Annotated in this window: 16 protein-coding genes; 9 read left to right on the forward strand and 7 right to left on the reverse strand. The window is 63.7% G+C overall.

The window, feature by feature from the left end; all coding sequences use genetic code 11:
* Positions 1-122: 122 nt before the first annotated feature.
* The 6 genes from FJQ89_RS21785 (at position 123) to FJQ89_RS21810 (ending at position 7,010) form a co-directional block, all read left to right on the forward strand.
* Entirely contained in the window at positions 123-1,166 is a 1,044-nt protein-coding gene (locus FJQ89_RS21785) for a rod shape-determining protein (protein ID WP_010393186.1), read from the forward strand.
* 108 nt (positions 1,167-1,274) lie between these two features.
* Positions 1,275-2,342, forward strand: coding sequence for a rod shape-determining protein MreC (gene mreC, locus FJQ89_RS21790; protein WP_141171671.1), 1,068 nt, complete (start codon positions 1,275-1,277; stop codon positions 2,340-2,342).
* Entirely contained in the window at positions 2,339-2,851 is a 513-nt protein-coding gene (gene mreD / locus FJQ89_RS21795; protein WP_035824494.1) for a rod shape-determining protein MreD, read from the forward strand. Before mreC ends, mreD begins: the two co-directional genes overlap by 4 nt.
* Positions 2,852-2,863: 12 nt before the next feature.
* Positions 2,864-4,834, forward strand: coding sequence for a penicillin-binding protein 2 (gene mrdA, locus FJQ89_RS21800; protein WP_141171672.1), 1,971 nt, complete (start codon positions 2,864-2,866; stop codon positions 4,832-4,834).
* Positions 4,835-4,842: 8 nt separating this feature from the next.
* The gene (gene rodA, locus FJQ89_RS21805; RefSeq protein ID WP_141171673.1) at positions 4,843-5,958 is read left to right on the forward strand and encodes a rod shape-determining protein RodA; all 1,116 of its coding nucleotides are present in this window, start codon (positions 4,843-4,845) and stop codon (positions 5,956-5,958) included.
* Complete coding sequence (locus tag FJQ89_RS21810; RefSeq protein WP_141171674.1) at positions 5,958-7,010, forward strand: septal ring lytic transglycosylase RlpA family protein; 1,053 nt, start codon at positions 5,958-5,960, stop codon at positions 7,008-7,010. The genes rodA and FJQ89_RS21810 overlap by 1 nt, the downstream gene beginning before the upstream one ends.
* 51 nt (positions 7,011-7,061) lie before the next feature.
* Here FJQ89_RS21810 and FJQ89_RS21815 read toward each other — a convergent pair whose 3' ends face one another.
* From FJQ89_RS21815 to argS, 7 genes are read right to left on the reverse strand one after another with little or no spacing between them, the layout of a single operon-like run.
* Entirely contained in the window at positions 7,062-7,760 is a 699-nt protein-coding gene (locus tag FJQ89_RS21815) for an SPOR domain-containing protein (RefSeq protein ID WP_141171675.1), read from the reverse strand.
* Complete coding sequence (locus tag FJQ89_RS21820) at positions 7,754-8,512, reverse strand: type III pantothenate kinase (RefSeq protein WP_141171676.1); 759 nt, start codon at positions 8,510-8,512, stop codon at positions 7,754-7,756. Before FJQ89_RS21820 ends, FJQ89_RS21815 begins: the two co-directional genes overlap by 7 nt.
* Positions 8,513-8,516: 4 nt before the next feature.
* Positions 8,517-9,320, reverse strand: a complete 804-nt coding sequence (locus tag FJQ89_RS21825; protein ID WP_141171677.1) for a biotin--[acetyl-CoA-carboxylase] ligase — start codon at positions 9,318-9,320, stop codon at positions 8,517-8,519.
* 10 nt (positions 9,321-9,330) lie between these two features.
* The gene (locus FJQ89_RS21830; protein ID WP_141171678.1) at positions 9,331-10,092 is read right to left on the reverse strand and encodes an SDR family oxidoreductase; all 762 of its coding nucleotides are present in this window, start codon (positions 10,090-10,092) and stop codon (positions 9,331-9,333) included.
* A gap of 37 nt (positions 10,093-10,129) precedes the next feature.
* Positions 10,130-10,801 carry a thiol:disulfide interchange protein DsbA/DsbL gene (locus FJQ89_RS21835; protein ID WP_141171679.1) on the reverse strand — a complete coding sequence of 224 codons (672 nt, stop codon included), beginning with the start codon at positions 10,799-10,801 and terminating at the stop codon, positions 10,130-10,132.
* A gap of 9 nt (positions 10,802-10,810) precedes the next feature.
* Positions 10,811-11,518 carry an SPOR domain-containing protein gene (locus FJQ89_RS21840; RefSeq protein WP_141171680.1) on the reverse strand — a complete coding sequence of 236 codons (708 nt, stop codon included), beginning with the start codon at positions 11,516-11,518 and terminating at the stop codon, positions 10,811-10,813.
* 20 nt (positions 11,519-11,538) lie between these two features.
* Positions 11,539-13,248: an arginine--tRNA ligase gene (gene argS, locus FJQ89_RS21845; RefSeq protein ID WP_141171681.1), complete on the reverse strand. Its 1,710-nt coding sequence runs from the start codon at positions 13,246-13,248 to the stop codon at positions 11,539-11,541.
* Between the two features lie 376 nt (positions 13,249-13,624).
* Here argS and rsmB point away from each other — a divergent pair, with 376 nt between their 5' ends.
* From rsmB to FJQ89_RS21860, 3 genes are read left to right on the forward strand one after another with little or no spacing between them, the layout of a single operon-like run.
* Positions 13,625-15,046 carry a 16S rRNA (cytosine(967)-C(5))-methyltransferase RsmB gene (gene rsmB / locus FJQ89_RS21850; protein ID WP_141171682.1) on the forward strand — a complete coding sequence of 474 codons (1,422 nt, stop codon included), beginning with the start codon at positions 13,625-13,627 and terminating at the stop codon, positions 15,044-15,046.
* 43 nt (positions 15,047-15,089) lie between these two features.
* Positions 15,090-15,650: a DUF4390 domain-containing protein gene (locus FJQ89_RS21855; protein WP_242428526.1), complete on the forward strand. Its 561-nt coding sequence runs from the start codon at positions 15,090-15,092 to the stop codon at positions 15,648-15,650.
* Entirely contained in the window at positions 15,650-17,947 is a 2,298-nt protein-coding gene (locus FJQ89_RS21860) for a sensor histidine kinase (protein ID WP_141171683.1), read from the forward strand. Before FJQ89_RS21855 ends, FJQ89_RS21860 begins: the two co-directional genes overlap by 1 nt.
* Positions 17,948-18,034: the final 87 nt, after the last annotated feature.

Consider the following 18,034-nt stretch of genomic DNA (forward strand, 5'->3'; position numbering starts at 1 on the left):
GCGCAAGCGCCAAGCGAAACCCGGAAAAATCGTCTTCATGGATTTTCAGGGTGCCTGAAAGCGCCCGCTTTGAAACTCCCCATAAACAGCTTTTGCGCAGCTCGATGCGCTACAGGACACTCATGTTTGGTTTTTTACGCAGGTATATCTCCACCGATCTGGCCATTGACTTGGGCACGGCCAACACCCTTATTTATGTGCGCGGCCTCGGTATCGTCCTGGACGAACCGTCCGTCGTCGCCATCCGCCAGGAAGGCGGTCCGAATGGCAAGAAGACCATTCAGGCAGTCGGCAAGGAAGCCAAGCAGATGCTGGGCAAGGTGCCGGGCAATATCGAAGCGATCCGTCCGATGAAAGATGGCGTGATCGCCGACTTCACCGTGACCGAGCAGATGCTCAAGCAATTCATCCGCATGGTGCATGACTCGAAATTCTTCCGTCCATCGCCACGCATCATCATTTGCGTACCGTGCGGTTCGACCCAGGTCGAGCGCCGCGCGATCCGCGAATCGGCGCTGGGCGCCGGCGCTTCGCAGGTGTACCTGATCGAAGAACCGATGGCAGCGGCCATTGGCGCCGGCTTGCCGGTATCGGAAGCGACCGGCTCGATGGTGGTCGACATCGGCGGCGGCACCACGGAAGTTGGCATCATCTCGCTCGGCGGCATGGTCTACAAGGGTTCCGTGCGCGTGGGTGGCGACAAGTTCGATGAAGCCATCGTCAACTACATCCGCCGCAACTACGGCATGCTGATCGGCGAACAAACGGCCGAAGCCATCAAGAAGGCCATCGGTTCGGCTTTCCCCGGTTCGGAAGTGAAGGAAATGGAAGTCAAGGGCCGCAACCTGTCCGAAGGCATCCCGCGCTCGTTCACCATCTCCAGCAACGAGATTCTCGAAGCGCTGACCGATCCGCTGAACAACATCGTCTCGGCCGTGAAGAACGCGCTGGAACAGACGCCGCCGGAACTGGGCGCCGACATCGCCGAAAAAGGCATGATGCTGACGGGCGGCGGCGCACTGCTGCGCGACCTGGACCGCCTGCTGATGGAGGAAACCGGCCTGCCGGTGCTGGTGGCCGAGGACCCGCTCACCTGCGTGGTGCGCGGTTCCGGGATGGCACTGGAACGTATGGACAAGCTCGGCTCGATCTTCTCCTACGAATAATCTGACAGAAGGGCCGGAAACCACTCCGGCCTTTTTTTGGTTTTGGCGCCGGCATTCGACCGGGGCCTGCACGTTGGCGCACTGCGCCTGGCCTGATTATTGGAAGTCATGGAATACAGTCCTCCGCCACTTTTCAAACAAGGCGCTTCCGCCCGCGTCAAGATGATGGTGTTCGCCGGCATTTCTATCGCCCTGTTGCTGGTCGATTCGCGCATGCACGCCTTGACGGCCGTGCGCCAGGCAGTCGGTACCGTGCTGTATCCGGTGCAGATGGCGGCCCTGGTGCCGCGCGATGTGGCGCTTGGCGTCGGCAACTACTTTTCTTCGCTGTCCGCCCTGGAAAAACAGGTGCGCGACCTGAAGCACGAACAAATCGCCTCGGCGCAGATCATGCAGCAGGCGCAGCTCAATATCGTTGAGAACAACCATTTGCGCAAGCTGATGGAAGCGCGCGAGCGCGTCCCCGTAAAGACCATGATGGCTGAAGTCCTGTATGACACGCGCGATTCGGCCACGCGCAAGATCGTGCTGGACCGGGGCATCCAGAATGGCGTCGAACTGGGCCGTCCCGTGATCGATAACCTGGGCGTGGTGGGGCAAGTCACGCGCGTGTTCCCGTTCACCTCGGAAGTGACCTTGCTGACCGATGAAGAACAGGCCATTCCCGTGCAGCTGCTGCGCAATGGCGTGCGCAGCGTGGCCATCGGCCGCGGCAAGTCCGGCACCATGGAGCTGCGCTTTACGGCCCCCACCGCCGACATCCAGATCGGCGACATCGTCATTACCTCGGGCCTCGACGGCCTGTATCCGGCCGGCCTGGCCGTGGCGCGCGTGACCCTGGTCGAGCGCAATGCGCATGGCCCGTTCGGCCGCGTCGTGTGCCAGCCGCTGGCCGGCATCGAACGCAACACCCAATTGCTCATCTTGATGACGTCGCCGGAGATCCCCGCGCGTCCGCCAGTCGAAGACGTCAAGACGGGCCGCAAGATCGCCGGCAAGATGGCGCCCATCAAGGACCCGGCCAAGGAGCCGGCCGCCGCCGGGGCAGCGACAGCGCCGGCCACCGCGCCGGCCACACCGGCCGCGAAGCCGCCCGCAAGCCCGGTTCCGAAACCGGCGACGCCGGCCGCTGCCGCAATACCTGCTGCCGTGCCACCGAAGGAAGCGACACGATGAACCGCCCGCATTACATCCTGCTGCCGGTCAGCCCCCTGTTCATCGGCTTTTCCCTGCTGTGCGCTTTTCTGCTGAACCTGCTGCCATGGGGGCAGTTCGTCGGCGTGCCCGATTTCGTCGCCCTGGTGCTGGTCTTCTGGGGCATACACCAGCCGCGCAAGGTCGGCATCGGCGTGGCGTTCTTCATGGGTTTGATGATGGACGTGCACGACTCGACCCTGCTGGGCGAGAATGCGCTGGCCTACACCTTGCTGTCCTACTTCGCCATCATGATGCACCGCCGCGTGCTGTGGTTTCCCATCCTGACGCAGGCGCTGCATGTGCTGCCGCTGCTGCTGCTGACGCAGGCGCTGCAATTGCTGACGCGCCTGATCGTCTCGGGCCGTTTCCCCGGCTGGCTCAATTTCATCGAGAGCTTCGTCGCCGTGGCCCTGTGGCCCTTCGTCACGTGGATCTTGCTGGCGCCGCAGCGCCGCGCCGTGGACCGCGACCATAACCGGCCGATTTGACGGGCGCCCGCCATGACTGAACTGAAAAATACCGAGCGCGAGCTGCATTTTTTCCGCATGCGCCTGACCATCCTGGGCGCGCTCGTCTTCGTCTGCTTTTCGCTGCTGCTGGCGCGCTTCATCTGGCTGCAGGTGATCAAGCACGAGGACTACGCGACCAAGGCCGAAGACAACCGCATCGCCGTGGTGCCCATCGTGCCCACGCGCGGCCTGATCCTCGACCGTAACGGCGTGGTTTTGGCGCGCAATTACTCGGCCTATACGCTGGAAATCACGCCATCGAAATTGAGCGCCAGCCTCGATTCGGTGATCGACGAGCTGTCGACCCTGGTGCAGATCGACATCAAGGACCGCCGCCGCTTCAAGAAGCTGCTGGAAGAATCGAAGAACTTCGTCAGCGTGCCGCTGCGCACGCGCCTGACGGACGAAGAAGTGGCGCGTTTCACGGCGCAACGCTTCCGCTTCCCCGGCGTGGAGGTGCAGGCGCGCTTGTTCCGCCAGTATCCGATGGGTGAAATCGCCTCGCATGTGGTGGGCTTCATCGGCCGCATCAACCGCAATGAAGCCAAGGCGCTGGAAGAGGGCGACGATGCGGCCAACTACAACGGCACCGACCATATCGGCAAGGAAGGCCTGGAAAAAAGCTACGAGAAGCAGCTGCATGGCACCACCGGCTACGAAGAAGTGGAAGTGTCTGCCGGCGGGCGCGCCATGCGCACCCTGTCGCGCACGGCGGCCATCCCTGGCAACAACCTGATCCTGTCGATCGACATCGAACTGCAAAAAGTGGTCGAGGAAGCGTTCGGCGAATGGCGTGGCGCGGCCGTGGCGATCGACCCGGCCACGGGCGACATCCTGGCCTACGTCTCCAAGCCCGGCTACGACCCGAACCTGTTCGTCGACGGCATCGACCAGCAAAGCTGGAATGAACTCAATACCTCGCTGGACCGGCCGATGGTCAACCGCCCCCTGTCCGGCACCTATGCGCCTGGCTCGACCTTCAAGCCCTTCATGGCGCTGGCCGCACTCGAACTGGGCAAGCGCACGCCGAGCCAGTCGATTTCCGATCCCGGTTTCTTCATCCTCGGCGGTCACACCTTCCGCGACGACAAGGTGGGCGGCCATGGCACAGTGGACATGCACAAGTCCATCGTCGTGTCCTGCAACACCTATTACTATCAGCTGGGCCGCGACATGGGCATCGATGCCATCCACGACTTCATGAAGCCGTTCGGGTTCGGCCAGCTGACGGGCATCGACCTGAATAATGAAAAGACGGGTGTGCTGCCGTCGACGGAATGGAAGCGCAACCGCTTCAAGACGCCACAGCAGAAAAAATGGGTGGGTGGCGACACGATTTCGGTGAGTAACGGCTCCGGCTACAACTCGTATACGCCGCTGCAGATCGCCCACGCGACGGCCAACCTGGCCAATAACGGCGTGGTGATGAAGCCGCATCTGGTGAAGATCATCGAAGATGCGGCCACGCGTGCGCGCACCCTGACGGTACCGAAGGAAAGCTACCGCATTGCGCTCAAGCAGGAAAACATCGACGTCATCAAGCGCGCCATGGTGGGCGTGACCAGCGAGCAGGGCGGCACGGCCGCGCGCATCTTCACCGGCGTGCAGTACACGGTGGGCGGCAAGACGGGGACGGCGCAGGTGGTGGGCATCAAGAAAAACGAGAAGTACAATGCCAAGCTGCTGGCCGAACGCTTGCGCGACAATGCCTTGTTTACGGCCTTCGCGCCGGCCGACAAGCCGCGCATCGCCATCGCCATCGTGGTGGAAAACGCGGGCTTCGGTGCCGGCGTGGCTGCGCCGATCGCGCGCAAGGCGCTCGACTACTACCTGCTGGGCAAGCGCCCTAGCGACAAGGAAAAGGACACCACCAAGGTGCCCAAGGAAGATGTCGATGAAGTGCGCACCCTGGAAGAAATCACTGACGAGCAGGCCGCCCCGGCGGCCCCTGCCAGGCAATAAGGAAGCACATGCCCATTAACGAAAGGCGCTCGCTGTGGCGGCGCGCCAAACCCTATCTGGCGGTATTCGATCCGCCGCTGATGATCATCATCCTGATGCTGCTCAGCACCAGTCTGCTGACCCTGTATTCGGCCAGCATCGGCATCCCCGGCAAGATCGAGGACCACCTGCGCAACATCCTGCTGTGCTTTTTCGTCATGTGGGTGGCGGCCAACATCACGCCGCAGATGATGATGCGCATCGCCGTGCCCGCGTACACGGTATCGGTGATCTTGCTGGTGGCCGTGGCGCTGTTCGGCACCATCAAGCTCGGTGCGCGGCGCTGGCTGCATATCGGCGTGATCGATATCCAGCCGTCCGAATTCCTGAAGATCGCCACGCCGCTGATGCTGGCCTGGTTCTTCCAGCACAATGCGGGCGCCCTGCGCTGGAAATCGTTCCTGATGGCGGCCGTGCTGCTGCTGGTGCCCGTCTACCTGATCGCGCGCCAGCCCGATTTGGGCACGGCGCTGCTGGTGGTGGCGGCCGGCTTTACCGTCATCTTCCTGGCCGGCCTGTCGTGGAAAGTGCTGGCCGGCCTGCTGATCACCTTTGTGTCCTGCCTGCCGATCGCCTGGTCGCACCTGCATGATTACCAGCGCGACCGCGTGATGATGCTGATCGACCCGACCAAGGACCCGCTGGGCAAGGGCTTCCATATCATCCAGTCCATCATCGCCATCGGTTCCGGCGGCATGACGGGCAAGGGCTGGACGCACGGCACCCAGGCCCACCTGGAATTCGTTCCGGAGCGCACCACCGACTTCATCTTCGCTGTATATTCCGAGGAATTCGGACTGGTCGGTAACTTGATCCTGATGCTGATGTATTTGCTGCTGGTGGGACGGGGGATGATGATCGCCGCCAACGCCCCCAGTTTTTTCACTCGCCTGCTGGCAGGAGCGATAACAATGATTTTCTTTACGTATGCGTTTGTCAACATGGGCATGGTCAGCGGCATCGTGCCGGTGGTCGGCGTTCCCCTGCCTTTCCTCAGCTATGGCGGCACCGCGCTGCTGACCCTGGGCGTGGCTACCGGTATCCTGATGAGCATCCAGCGCCATCGCAAGCTGGTGCAGACCTGATGCGCGCGCCTGTCGATACCGTCGCCATGCGCGGGTTGAGCCTGGCGGTCTTGCTGACCCTGGCCGCCTGCGGCACCACGCCGCACAAACCCGCATCGAACAACGTGCCGCTGCCGTCAGGCGGCAAGGTCAAGTCCCCCGTGCGCCAGGACCCCACCCTGCCGGCGCTGCCGGCGGCCGGCTCCGGGCGCGGCGGATACTACAAGGATGACGGCCCGGGCGAGAATCCGCCGGCCAACCTGCGCGACGTGCCCGATGCGGAAGTGCGCAACGAGCCGTATTCGACGCGCTCGAATCGTCCTTACGTTGTGTTCGGCAAGACGTACACGCCGATCACCGACAACGAACCATTTACGCAGAAGGGCACGGGCACCTGGTATGGCAAGAAATTCCATGGCCAGCGCACTTCGTCGGGTGAAATCTACGACATGTACAAGATGACGGCGGCCCATCCCACCTTGCCGATTCCGTCGTATGCGCGTGTGACGAGCATCGACAGCGGCGAACAGGTGATCGTGCGCATCAATGATCGTGGTCCCTTCCACGCCACGCGCGTGATCGACGTGTCCTACACGGCGGCGCTGAAACTGGGCTTCCTGGGCAAGGGCAGCCACCAGGTGGTCGTGGAACGGCTGCTGCCGGCCGATATCGATGCCATCCTGGCTGCCCGCGCGGCACCCAAACCGGCACCGTTGACGCCTTCCGTGGTAGCCATTTCCATCGATACGCCGGTGGAGACGGGCGCCGTGGTGCAGCCGGAAGTGTCGACGCAAATGCTGCCCGTCGATGCGACGGTCGCCATGCCTGCCCCGACGGTGCTGGCCAGCGGCTTTTATCTGCAGCTGGGCGCCTACTCGCGCGCCGACAATGCGGAAACGGGGCGGTCGCGCCTGGCGCCATACGCGGCGGCCCTGGGTACGCTTGGGGTGGTGCAGGCCGGTAAGCTGTTCCGCCTGTACGGCGGACCGTTCTCCAGCCGTGCCGAGGCGGCACGGGCGGCGGCGAATTTGCCGGAATCGACGGGTATCAAGCCCATCGTCATCGAACGATAAGCGTAGGTCGGATTAGCGCGCAAGCGCGTAATCCGACGCGATTGTCAGGTGTCATTTACAGGAGCGCAGTTCCTGCTCTTCGAACTGCTTCGTGATCTCGGCCAGCCGCGCGCGCGTGGCGGCGTCGAGGTCGCGGAACTGGTAAGCGAACTGCTTGCTGGCGCTATAGCGCGGCGCGACGCGGGCGCTGTGCACGCCCTGCTTGTTGAGCGATGCCAGCTGGCTTTGCGCGCTGGTTTCCGACTTGAACACGCCCAGTGAAATGCCCCAGCGCTGCGCGCTGCCTTCGTTGATGATGAAATAATTCTTCACGCCCAGTTGCTTCAATTCGCCGGCCTTGCGCTCGGCGCCTTCCTTGCTGCCCTGCGGCGGGATGTACACCATGTAGCTGGAAATGTCCTGGCCGGCCACGTTGCGGCGCGACTGGCGGTCGCCCAGCTCCAGCGCCGCCACTTGTGCTTCGAAGCGGCGCCCGTCAGCGAGCAGGAAATTGCCCACTTCCGTGCAGGCATACGATGGCGGTGGCGCAGGTACGGCCGCCGCCGGCGTCGCCCTCTCTTCGGCAGCGGGTGGCGCGGCGGGCGCCGTGGCCTGCTCCTGCGTCAGCAAGGTGAGTTTGCCCGCCTGCAGCTGGTTTTTCAGACGTGCCGGTTCGCGCGTCTCCGTGCGAAAACTGCCCAGATAACCCTGGCCGATGGCCAGGACCAGCAGGTTGACCCCGGCCAGCAGCCAGAAGACGAATTTCAGCATACGTGGTTTCCTTGTGTTCCCGCCGTGCCGGCGCGTGCGGATGCCTGCAGGCCGAGCATGACGATATTGTCCACCAGATGCAGCGGTACCGGCAGTGCCAGGGCCGGTGCGATACGCGGCGCGGCGCCGCCTGACAATAAACAGGCACTGGCGCCGTGCATGCGCACGGCCCGTTCGATGGCGCCCGCTTGCGCCGCCAGGCAGCCACTCAAAATCGCGTCGTCCGTGTTGTCGGCAAAACCGGCCGGCAGCATGGCGTCGCCGGCGATTTGCGGCAGCTGCGCCGTGTTGCGCGCCAGCGAGCTGGCCATCAGTCCCAGCCCCGGCAAGATCATCCCGCCGAGGAAAACGCCATCGGCCGTGATGGCGTCGATGGTGGTGGCGGTGCCGCAATTGGCGACGATGAGCGCCTGGCCAGGCGCCAGTGCGTGCGCGCCGATGGCGGCGGCAAAACGGTCGCAGCCCAGTTGCGACGGCGTGCGGTAGCCGTTCGTCAGTCCGGCCAACTGCGGCAGCGAGACAAAGTCACAGGGTGCTACCGGCAGCATGGCGCGCAGGCGCATGCCGATGACGCTGCCCGCCACGTTCGACAGCAGTGCTTCGCTGATGGCGAGTTTCGCCCATTGCGCCGCCAGGGTGTCGAGCTGCGCATGCGTGACGGCGCCGCTGGCCAGCCAGCCGCCGGCGGCACCATCGGCGGCCACGAGTGCCCATTTGATACGCGTATTGCCGGCGTCGATCAGCAGCAGCATGCGCTTACTCCCCGCTCAGGCGCAAGGACACGTCGCCCGACATGATCTCCTGCAGGCCGCCATCGGTGCGCAGCAGCAGGCGGCCCAGGTGGTCCACGCCGGCCGCCACGCCTTGCTGCAGCAACTGGCCGTTGTCGAGGATTTTCACGTGCTGGCCCTGCCAGGCGTGCAACAGGTTCCAGCGTTCGGCAAACGGCGCAAAACCCGTGTCGTCGAATTCGGCCAGCACGCCGGCCAGGCGGCTCAGGAGCGCCGCCACCAGGGTATTGCGCTCCATCTGCGCCAGCCACGGCACGGCCGAGACGCTGCGGCCGATCTGCCGTTCCAGCGCATCGGGCATCAGCAAATTGATGCCGCAGCCGATCACGGCCCACACGCCGCCACTATCGTTGCCCTGCGCCTGCTGCGTCTCGACGAGAATGCCCGCCAGTTTGTGGCCATCCTTGAGCAGGTCATTCGGCCATTTCAGTTGCACCGGCACGCCCAGCGCCGTCATGCTTTCGGCCAGCGCCACGCCGACGGCCAGCGGCAGGCCGACCAGCTGATGCAGCGGCCCCTTGAAGCGCCAGGCCAGCGAGAACATCAGGCTGGCGTCCGCCTGCGACACCCACGGCCGTCCGGCACGCCCGCGGCCGGCCGTCTGTTGGCCGGCGATGCGCAGGGTGGGGCCGGCCAGCGTGGCGCAGCGCGCCAGCAGGTCGGCGTTGGTCGAACCCGTTTCGTCGACCACTTCGATGGCCACATGGGAGGCGCCCGTGGCGCAATGGGCGGCGATGGCCGCGCTGTTCAAGTCTGAGTGCTTCGTCATGGTGATCAGTTCAGTTGCGCGCCTTGTGCGGCGCATTCGCGAAGACCCGGTCATAGATGGCATTCGGCAGCGCGCGCAGCAGCTTGGCGACGACGCCCATCTGCCACGGGATCACGCGGTAGCTGTCGCCGTCGGCGATGGCGCGCGCGGCGCGCACGGCGAATTTATCGGCCGGCATCAGGAAGGGCATGCGATAGGCGTTGTGGCGCGTCATCGGCGTGTCGATGTAGCCGGGCGTGATGGTGACGACCCTGATGCCGGCCGGCTTGAGTTCCAGGCGCAGCGATTCGCAGTAGCTGATGACGGCCGCCTTCGAGGCGCTGTAGGCTTCGGCGCCGGGCAGGCCGCGGATGCCGGCCACGCTGCCGATGCCCACCAGGCGTCCGCTGCCCTGGCTTTTCATGGCGGCGATGAAGGGCGCGAAGGTGGCGACGGTGGCCGTGACGTTGATGGCGATGAGGCGCGCGAAGGCGTCGAGGTCTTCCGCGTGTTCGCTCAAGGTACCGTATGATACGCCGGCGCTGGCGATGACGACGTCGATATGCCCGGCATGGCCGATGAAGTCCTGCGCCGCGCTTTTCAGGGCGGCGTGGTCGCACACATCGACGGCGTAGGCGCGGTGGCGTTCAGGGTGGGGCAGGGAAGCGATCAGTTGCTGCAGGGTGTCGCCGCGGCGCGCCAGCAAGCCCAAATGGGCGCCCTGGCGCGCGTACTGCAGCGCCAGGGCGGCGCCCAATCCGCTCGACGCGCCCGTGATGAAAACGCTGTGCATCAGGCGATGCCCGGGCGCGCCAGGGAAGTGGCCATGCTTATTTCTTTTCCGCTTTGGCTTTCGCAAGCAGCACGTCCATCACGGTCAGTGCCTGGGCGTTCAGCTGCTCTTCGTTCTTGGCCGACTTGCTGCCTTGATCGGCTTGCGAAGGCGAGGTGATGTAGCGGCCGTCGATGGCGATCATGGGCCAGAACGTCACGTTATAGCCCTGCATCATGGCATCCGCACGGCGCACGCGGGCCGAGACACCCATCGAACGGTAGGTGTCGATGAACTTCTGGCGGTCCACGCCCTGCTTGGCGACGAAGTCGAATACGGCGTCGTCGGTAGCCAGGCGGTTGCGCTCCACGTGCATGGCGTGGAAGACGCCGGTGTGCAGCTTGTCGAGCAGGCCCATGGCTTGCAGGGTGAAGAACAAACGCTGTTGCGGCGTCACGCTGTCATCGCGCGATACGTGCACGCGCTTGAAGACGATGTTGTCGCCCTGTTTCTTGACCCAGGCCGCCAGTTGCGGTTCGAGCACGTTGCAATGCGGGCAGTAATACGCAAAAAATTCTGTCACTTCGATTTTCTTGCCCGCTTCCGTCGCCTGCGGCGTGGCCAGGGTTTCGTATTCGACGCCGTTCTTTGGCTCGGCCGGTGAGGCCGATGCGCCCAGGGCAACGGTGCACAGGGCGGCGGCGAACAGGATTTTCTTCAGAAAACGCATGCTGGTTCCTTATTTTTGGTTGCGGACGACGGCGACATCGATGCCGTTCTCAGACAGTTTGGTGCGCGCGCGGTTCATCGCTTCGAGCTGGTTGAACGGCCCGATGCGCACGCGGTGCAGCACGCCGGCATCGGTGCTGCGGTCGCTGATGGCCGCTTCGAAGCCCAGCAGCGCCAGTTTGCCGCGCGTGCTCTCGGCGTCCGACATGTCGTGGAAGGCGCCGGCCTGCAGATAATAAATCCATTTGTCGCTGGCGGCATCGGCCTTGGCTTCGGCTTTCACGTCGGCTTTGGCTTGCGGCGCTGGCGCTGCTGCCGCCGGCGTTTTCGGCGCCGGCTTGTCCTTCAATGTACCGATGAGTTCCTGCAGCGCGTCCGGCGGCGGTGCCTTCGGCTGCTGCGCGGGGGCGGGTGCCGGTGCGACTGGCTGCGTCGGCGCGACGATCTCGCGCGGCTCCTTGGAGAAGTCGCGCGCCGCTTCCTTGGCCGCTTCCTTGTTGCCGTACATCGGCTTGTTCGGGTCGGCGATCTGGCCGGCGGTCGGTTCGGCAGACTTGCCGGCCTTGCCCGACTTGTCGGTGAAGGGCGAGGCGCCCTTGGTGATCACCAGGGCGACCACCACGGCGATACCCAGGCCGATGACCAGGCCGATGATGATGCCGACCAGCGTGTTGCCCTGCTGGCGCCGGGTCGAAGAGAAGCGGGAAGCATGATTCATTGACGGTTAGACCTTCGCGATTACATTTTGTTTGGCGCGGATACGCCGATCAGTGCCAGGCCGTTGCGCAATACCTGGCGCGCGGCGATGACGAGGGCCAGGCGGGCCATCTTGACGGCGTCGTCCTCGACCAGCACTTTTTCGGCGAAGTAGAAGCTGTGCAGGTTGGCGGCCAGGTCGCGCAGGTAGAAGGCGACTTGGTGCGGTCCCAGTTCGGCTTGCGCGCGCGCCAACGTTTCCGGGTAGGCGGCCAGGGTCGCCAGCAGGGTCGCTTCGGTCGGCGCCGTCAAAGGAGACAAATCGACGCCTGTGACCGTGTTCTCATCGCCGCCCCAGTTTTCCAGGATGCGGCAGATGCGTGCATGCGCGTACTGCACGTAATACACCGGGTTTTCATCGGTGGTTTTCAGCGCCACGTCGACGTCGAAGACGAATTCCGTATCGGCCTTGCGCGAGATCAGGAAGAAGCGCACGGCGTCGCGGCCCTTGGCGATGTCGCCGCCGCCCGACCATTCGATCAGGTCGCGCACGGTCACGTAGGAGCCGGCGCGCTTCGAAATCTTGACTTCTTCGCCGTCCTTCATGACGGTGACCATCTTGTGCAGCACGTAGTCGGGGTAGCCTTGCGGGATGCCCATGTCGACCGCTTGCAGGCCGGCGCGCACGCGCGCGATGGTGCCGTGGTGGTCGCTGCCCTGGATATTGATGGCCTGCACGAAGCCGCGCTGCCATTTCACCAGGTGATACGCGACGTCCGGCACGAAATACGTGTAGGTGCCGTCCGTCTTGCGCATGACGCGGTCCTTGTCATCGCCGAAGTCGGTGGTGCGCAGCCACAGCGCGCCATCCTGTTCGTAGGTGTGGCCCGCCTTGATCAGTGTTTCGACCGCGCTGTTGACCTTGCCGTCCGCATATAGCGACGATTCCAGATAGTAATTGTCGAACTTCACGCCGAACGCTTGCAAGTCGATGTCCTGCTCGTTGCGCAGGTAGGTGACGGCGAAGGGGCGGATCGAATCGATGTCGTCGATGTTGCCATTGGCCGTGGCGGGCAAGCCATCGCTGGCCGACACCGTCTTGCCGGCCTTGAAGTCGTTGGCGATATCGGCGATGTAGTCGCCGTTGTAGGCCGGTTCGGGCCATTCGGCGTCGCCCGGCTTGAAGCCGCGCGCGCGCGCCTGCACGGAATTGGCGAGGGTCTGGATTTGCACGCCCGCGTCGTTATAGTAGAACTCGCGCGTCACCTGGTAGCCTTGCGCGTCGAACAGCGACGACAGGGCGTCGCCCAGCGCTGCCTGGCGGCCGTGGCCCACGTGCAGCGGGCCGGTCGGGTTGGCCGAAACGAATTCCAGGATGACCTGCTTGCCGGCGCCTGCCGCGCTGCGGCCATAGCTGTCGGCTTCGCTCAAGATGGTTTTCACCACGGCTTGCTTGGCGGCGTTTGACACGCGCACGTTGATGAAGCCGGGACCGGCGATTTCCACTGCCTCGATCAGGCCCTTGCCAGCCGGGTTGGCCAGCACGGCCGTGACGATGGTTTGCGCCAGTTCGCGGGGATTCTGTTTCAGCTGCTTGGCCAGTTGCATGGCGATGTTGCAGGCGACGTCGCCATGCGATGCGTCGCGTGGTCGCTCGAGCACCACGGATGGCTCAAGCGTAGTGCCGGCCAGGACGGGAGCGAGGGCGGCCTGGAACAGGGCGATGATTTCTTGTTTCTGTTGGGCGAGCATGAGCAGGATGGCGGTGGAACCGCGTTAAGAATGAATAGAATGAATCAAAAAGCAAAACGGACGGCAAGTACCCAAGCCGCCCAGACTGCGTCAATTATACTGGTTTGCCGGCGGGAACAATACGCTTGCCGGCAAGGTCCCCGTGCCGGCGCATTTCACGATATTATCAGGACAACATGCCTATGTTGGTGCATGAAAACATCAGCATGGCGCATTCTGCTTGTATATATGCAGTTTTTTGCCGCAATTTACAGCTATCGCTGCAATCGCTTGGGCCAGAGGGCGCCACAAACGCTACAATCGACCCTTTATTGATAACGCGCGGCCGCGACTTTGCCACCATGCAGCCCGCCGCGCGCAGCCACACCGGATAACTATGAACAAGCGCCCCACGCTGAAATTGAAAACCAAGCCGGCGCCAGGCCAGGCGCCTGCCGCACCGAAATTGCGTCCCAGCTACCATCCCGACCTGAAGCCGGTCTTGCAGCCAGGCTTCCAACCCGATTTGCGCGCCGACTCGCTGGCGTTTTGCCTGCTGGGCGCCGCCAATGCCGTGGCGCAAGTGCGCACGGGCACGGCTTTGCCGCAGGCGCTGGCCAAGGTGTTTGCGCAATCGAACGCCAGCCCGCAGGCGCGCGGCGCCATCCAGGATATTTCCTACCGTACCATGCGCCAGCTGGGCCGCAGCGAAACCCTGGTCGGCCTGATGACGTCGAAGGCGCCGGAGCCGCCGATGCTGGCCGCGCTGCTGTGCTGTGCGCTGTCGCTGATGTCCGACGAGCCGGACGAGCAGCCGTACGAAGAATTTACCGTTGTCGACCAGGCTGTCACGGTGGCCACCTCGCACCCTGACCTGGCGCATGCCAAGGGCATGGTGAATGCCGTGTTGCGGCGTTTCTTGCGCGAGCGCAAGTCCTTGCTGGAAGCGGCCCTGCAGCAACCTTTGGCGCAATGGAATTATCCGCAATGGTGGATCGATTCGCTGCGCCTGGCTTACCCGCGCGACTGGCAAGCCATTCTGACGGCCGGCAATGCCGTGCCACCATTGACCCTGCGCGTGAATCGCCGCAAGAGCACGGTTGTAGCGTACCTCGCCGTGCTGTTTGATGCGGGTATCGCCGCGCGCCAGGTGGGACCGTTTGCCGTGCGCCTGGACAAGCCCATCGGCGTGGCGCTTATTCCCGGCTTCGAGCAGGGAGTCGTCTCCGTGCAGGATGCCGGCGCGCAACTGGCCGCACCGCTGCTGGACTTGCAAGACGGCATGCGCGTACTGGACGCCTGCGCGGCGCCCGGCGGCAAGACCTGCCACATCCTGGAACTGGCCGATGTGCACGTGACGGCCATCGATGCGGACGCCAAGCGCTTGCCGCGCATCGCGGAAAACCTCGAGCGCCTGGGCCTGGACGCTACCTTGAAGGCGCAGGATGCGCAATCGAGCGCGTGGTGGGACGGCCAGCAGTACGACCGTATCCTGGCCGACGTGCCGTGCACGGCCTCGGGCATCGTACGCCGCCATCCGGACATTCGCTGGTTGCGCCGCAAGGGCGACGCGTTCCAACTTGCAACACTTTCCTCCAAAATTCTGGACAACCTGTGGCAGATGCTGCGCCCCGATGGTAAATTGCTATTCGTGACATGTTCATTGTGGCCGCAAGAGTCCGAGGCACAGGCGGCGGCATTTGCGGTGCGCAATAATGCGACCCGATTGACAGCACCTGGCCAGCTGTTGCCGACTGGCAGCGCGGAGCAGGACCATGACGGTTTGTTCTATGCGCTATTCCAAAAAAATGCGGCTTGAGCGATTCGTCGAACCTTTTCCTACGGACACCACCGGCACACTTGTGACAACACGACTCTTCCGACTCCTGGCCTTGCTGCTGATGCTGGCATGTACCATGCCGCGTGCGCAAGCCGCCGACATGGTCGAGATCACCCGTGCCTATATCGAGTCGAGCGAAGAGGGCTACAAGCTGGCCGCCACCTACTCCTTCGATCTCAATCACGACCTCGATGATGCTGTGCAGCATGGCGTGCCGCTGTTTTTCACGACAGAAATCGAACTGACCCGGCCCCGCTGGTACTGGTTTGATGAAAAGGCCATCGTGGCGCGCCAGACCAGCCGGCTGTCGTACAACGTGCTCACGCGCCAGTATCATGTGTCGGGCGGCGGCTTGCAGCAAAGCTTCCCCACGCTCGACGACGCGCTGTTCCTGATCCGCCGCCCCAGCCGCTGGCTGGTGGCGCCGCGCGGCGCGCTGAAAGTGGGGCAGACGTATAACGTCACCTTGCGCATGGGCATGGACCGCGACTACCTGCCCAAGCCGATACAGGTCAATGCCTTCAATAACAGCGACTGGCGCCTGGCTTCGAATAAAAAAACCTTCTTGTATACGGCGGAGTAGTGAGTCAAGCATTGCGCTATCTGCTGGTGGTGGGCGGCGGCATTGTCAGTATCTTGCTGTTCCTGCTGGCGTCGGCTTCCGACAATTCCGGATTTTTCGACCGTTATTACACCTGGCTGCTGGGCCTGAACGCCGCCGTGGCTGTGGCCCTGCTGGCGCTGGTGGGGATTTCCCTGGGCCGTCTGTACGTGCGCTACAAGAGCGGCAAGTTCGGCTCCAAGCTGATGACACGTTTGGTGATGCTGTTCGCCGCCGTCGGCATCCTGCCGGGCCTGGTGATTTTCCTGGTCTCCGTACAATTCGTATCCCACTCCATCGAGTCCTGGTTCAACGTCAAGATCGAAGCGGCGCTGGAATCGGGGATTGAACTGGGTCGCGCCGGCCTCGATGCGGCCCAGGTCGAGCTGAAACGCCGGGGGCACAAGGCGGTCGCGGAGCTGGGCGCCGAGCCGGCGGCGGGTCCGGCCGTGCTGACGAGCCTGCTGCGCGAGGAGGGCATGCAAAATGTCATGCTCGTCAGCGGCGATGGCATGCTGCTGGCCAGCGCCGGGCCGCACAGCGCGGCTGACTTGCCGACGCCGGCCATGCTGGTGAAGGCCGCCTCGCCGGATGGCTATGCCTCCGCCGAAGGGGGCAAGGAGTTGCACGATGATGGCGCGGAGTCGGGCGGTGGCGGCCTGCGCGCGGGTACGCCGGCGTCGCTGGAAACGGCGACCAGCCTGCGTCTGCGGGTGCTGGTGCCGGTACCCGGTCCCTCCGTTTCGCCCCGCTACCTGCAATTGCTGCAATCGGCGCCGCCCAAGCTGGCGGCGAATGGCGAGGTGCTGCGCGCCGCGTATAGCGAATACAAGGAACGTTTCGTCGCGCGCGTGGGATTGCGCAAGATGTACATGGAAATCCTCACCTTGACCTTGCTGCTGGCCATCTTTGGCGCCATCGGCAGTGCTTTCCTGATCGCGGGCAATTTGGCCCAGCCCCTGCTGCTGCTGGCCGAAGGCACGCGCGCCGTGGCCGAGGGCGACCTGTCGCCGCGCCCCATTGTCGCGACCAAGGATGAACTGGGCACGCTGACGCAGTCGTTCAACATCATGACGCGCCAGTTGCTCGATGCGCGCACGGCCGTGGAAAGCAACCGCGCCGCGCTGCAAAACGCCAAGGCCCACCTGGAATCGGTGCTGGCGAACATGTCGGCCGGCGTGATGGTGCTCGACGGCGATTTCAAGCTGGTGACGTGCAATGAATCGGTCGAGCGCATCTTGCAGCATTCGGGCATGAGCATCGTGGGGCAGCCGCTGGCGCATATTGCTGGAATGGAAGAGTTTGGCGGCGCCATCATCAGCGCCTTCACGGCGCAAAGCGCGCAATCGGCGTCGGGCCGCAACCAGCAGCGCCTGCACTGGCAGCGCCAGATCGAGATTCCGCGCCGCCTGGGCAGCAGTGCCGACGAGCATGACATCACCTTGCTGGCGCGCGGTTCGCGCTTGCCGCTGGAGTCCGGCAGCGGCTACATCGTCGTCTTCGATGATATTTCCGACGTGATTTCCGCGCAGCGCTCGATCGCCTGGGGCGAGGTGGCGCGCCGCCTGGCGCATGAAATCAAGAACCCGCTCACGCCCATCCAGCTGTCGGCCGAGCGCCTGCAGATGAAGCTCGAAGGCAAGCTGGAGCAGCCCGATGCGGACTTGCTCAACCGCGCCACCACCACCATCGTCAAGCAGGTCGATGCGATGAAGCGCATGGTCGATGACTTCCGCGACTATGCGCGCACGCCGCCGGCCGTGCTCACGCCGTTGCGCCTGAACGAACTGATCGAAGAGATCCTGAACCTGTACCTGCGCGGCGATGATGGCGACATCATCCACCCGCAACTGGCGCCGAATCTGCCGATGGTGATGGGCGATCCGACCCAGTTGCGCCAGGTGATCCATAACTTGCTGCAGAACGCGCAGGACGCCATGGCCGACCTGCCGCCGGACTCGCCGCATCCGCGGATTGACGTAAGGACGGAAGCAATTCATTATCGCAGTGCGGACGGCGGCGTGAATATCGCCGTGCGGCTGGCCATCACCGACAATGGCCCTGGTTTCGCGCCAAAAATCCTGGCGCGCGCCTTCGAACCCTATGTGACATCGAAGGCGCGCGGCACGGGATTGGGCCTGGCGATGGTAAAGAAAATTATCGATGAACATGGCGGACGCATCGATATCGAGAACCGGGTCGACGGCAATGGCGCTTCGGTGGTCATTTTGCTGTTAAAGTTAGCTCCCGACACTCCTGCCCAGGATTTCCTGGCGTGAGGGTCTGGTTTAGTATTTAAAACACTAATAAAATCATAGCTGTCCGTCGTGTACATCTTGTGTGCGACGGCCGGCGAAATGAGGAAG

Origin of the sequence: Janthinobacterium tructae (assembly GCF_006517255.1) — a bacterium.
GTDB classification, from domain to species: domain Bacteria; phylum Pseudomonadota; class Gammaproteobacteria; order Burkholderiales; family Burkholderiaceae_D; genus Janthinobacterium; species Janthinobacterium tructae.

What these genes read in the sequence shown, in the direction of transcription:
- FJQ89_RS21785 (WP_010393186.1), top strand. Translation starts at nt 123, where the DNA reads ATGTTTGGTTTTTTACGCAGGTATATCTCCACCGATCTGGCCATTGAC.
- mreC (WP_141171671.1), top strand. Translation starts at nt 1,275, where the DNA reads ATGGAATACAGTCCTCCGCCACTTTTCAAACAAGGCGCTTCCGCCCGC.
- mreD (WP_035824494.1), top strand. Translation starts at nt 2,339, where the DNA reads ATGAACCGCCCGCATTACATCCTGCTGCCGGTCAGCCCCCTGTTCATC.
- mrdA (WP_141171672.1), top strand. Translation starts at nt 2,864, where the DNA reads ATGACTGAACTGAAAAATACCGAGCGCGAGCTGCATTTTTTCCGCATG.
- rodA (WP_141171673.1), top strand. Translation starts at nt 4,843, where the DNA reads ATGCCCATTAACGAAAGGCGCTCGCTGTGGCGGCGCGCCAAACCCTAT.
- FJQ89_RS21810 (WP_141171674.1), top strand. Translation starts at nt 5,958, where the DNA reads ATGCGCGCGCCTGTCGATACCGTCGCCATGCGCGGGTTGAGCCTGGCG.
- FJQ89_RS21815 (WP_141171675.1), bottom strand. Translation starts at nt 7,760, where the DNA reads ATGCTGAAATTCGTCTTCTGGCTGCTGGCCGGGGTCAACCTGCTGGTC.
- FJQ89_RS21820 (WP_141171676.1), bottom strand. Translation starts at nt 8,512, where the DNA reads ATGCTGCTGCTGATCGACGCCGGCAATACGCGTATCAAATGGGCACTC.
- FJQ89_RS21825 (WP_141171677.1), bottom strand. Translation starts at nt 9,320, where the DNA reads ATGACGAAGCACTCAGACTTGAACAGCGCGGCCATCGCCGCCCATTGC.
- FJQ89_RS21830 (WP_141171678.1), bottom strand. Translation starts at nt 10,092, where the DNA reads ATGCACAGCGTTTTCATCACGGGCGCGTCGAGCGGATTGGGCGCCGCC.
- FJQ89_RS21835 (WP_141171679.1), bottom strand. Translation starts at nt 10,801, where the DNA reads ATGCGTTTTCTGAAGAAAATCCTGTTCGCCGCCGCCCTGTGCACCGTT.
- FJQ89_RS21840 (WP_141171680.1), bottom strand. Translation starts at nt 11,518, where the DNA reads ATGAATCATGCTTCCCGCTTCTCTTCGACCCGGCGCCAGCAGGGCAAC.
- argS (WP_141171681.1), bottom strand. Translation starts at nt 13,248, where the DNA reads ATGCTCGCCCAACAGAAACAAGAAATCATCGCCCTGTTCCAGGCCGCC.
- rsmB (WP_141171682.1), top strand. Translation starts at nt 13,625, where the DNA reads ATGAACAAGCGCCCCACGCTGAAATTGAAAACCAAGCCGGCGCCAGGC.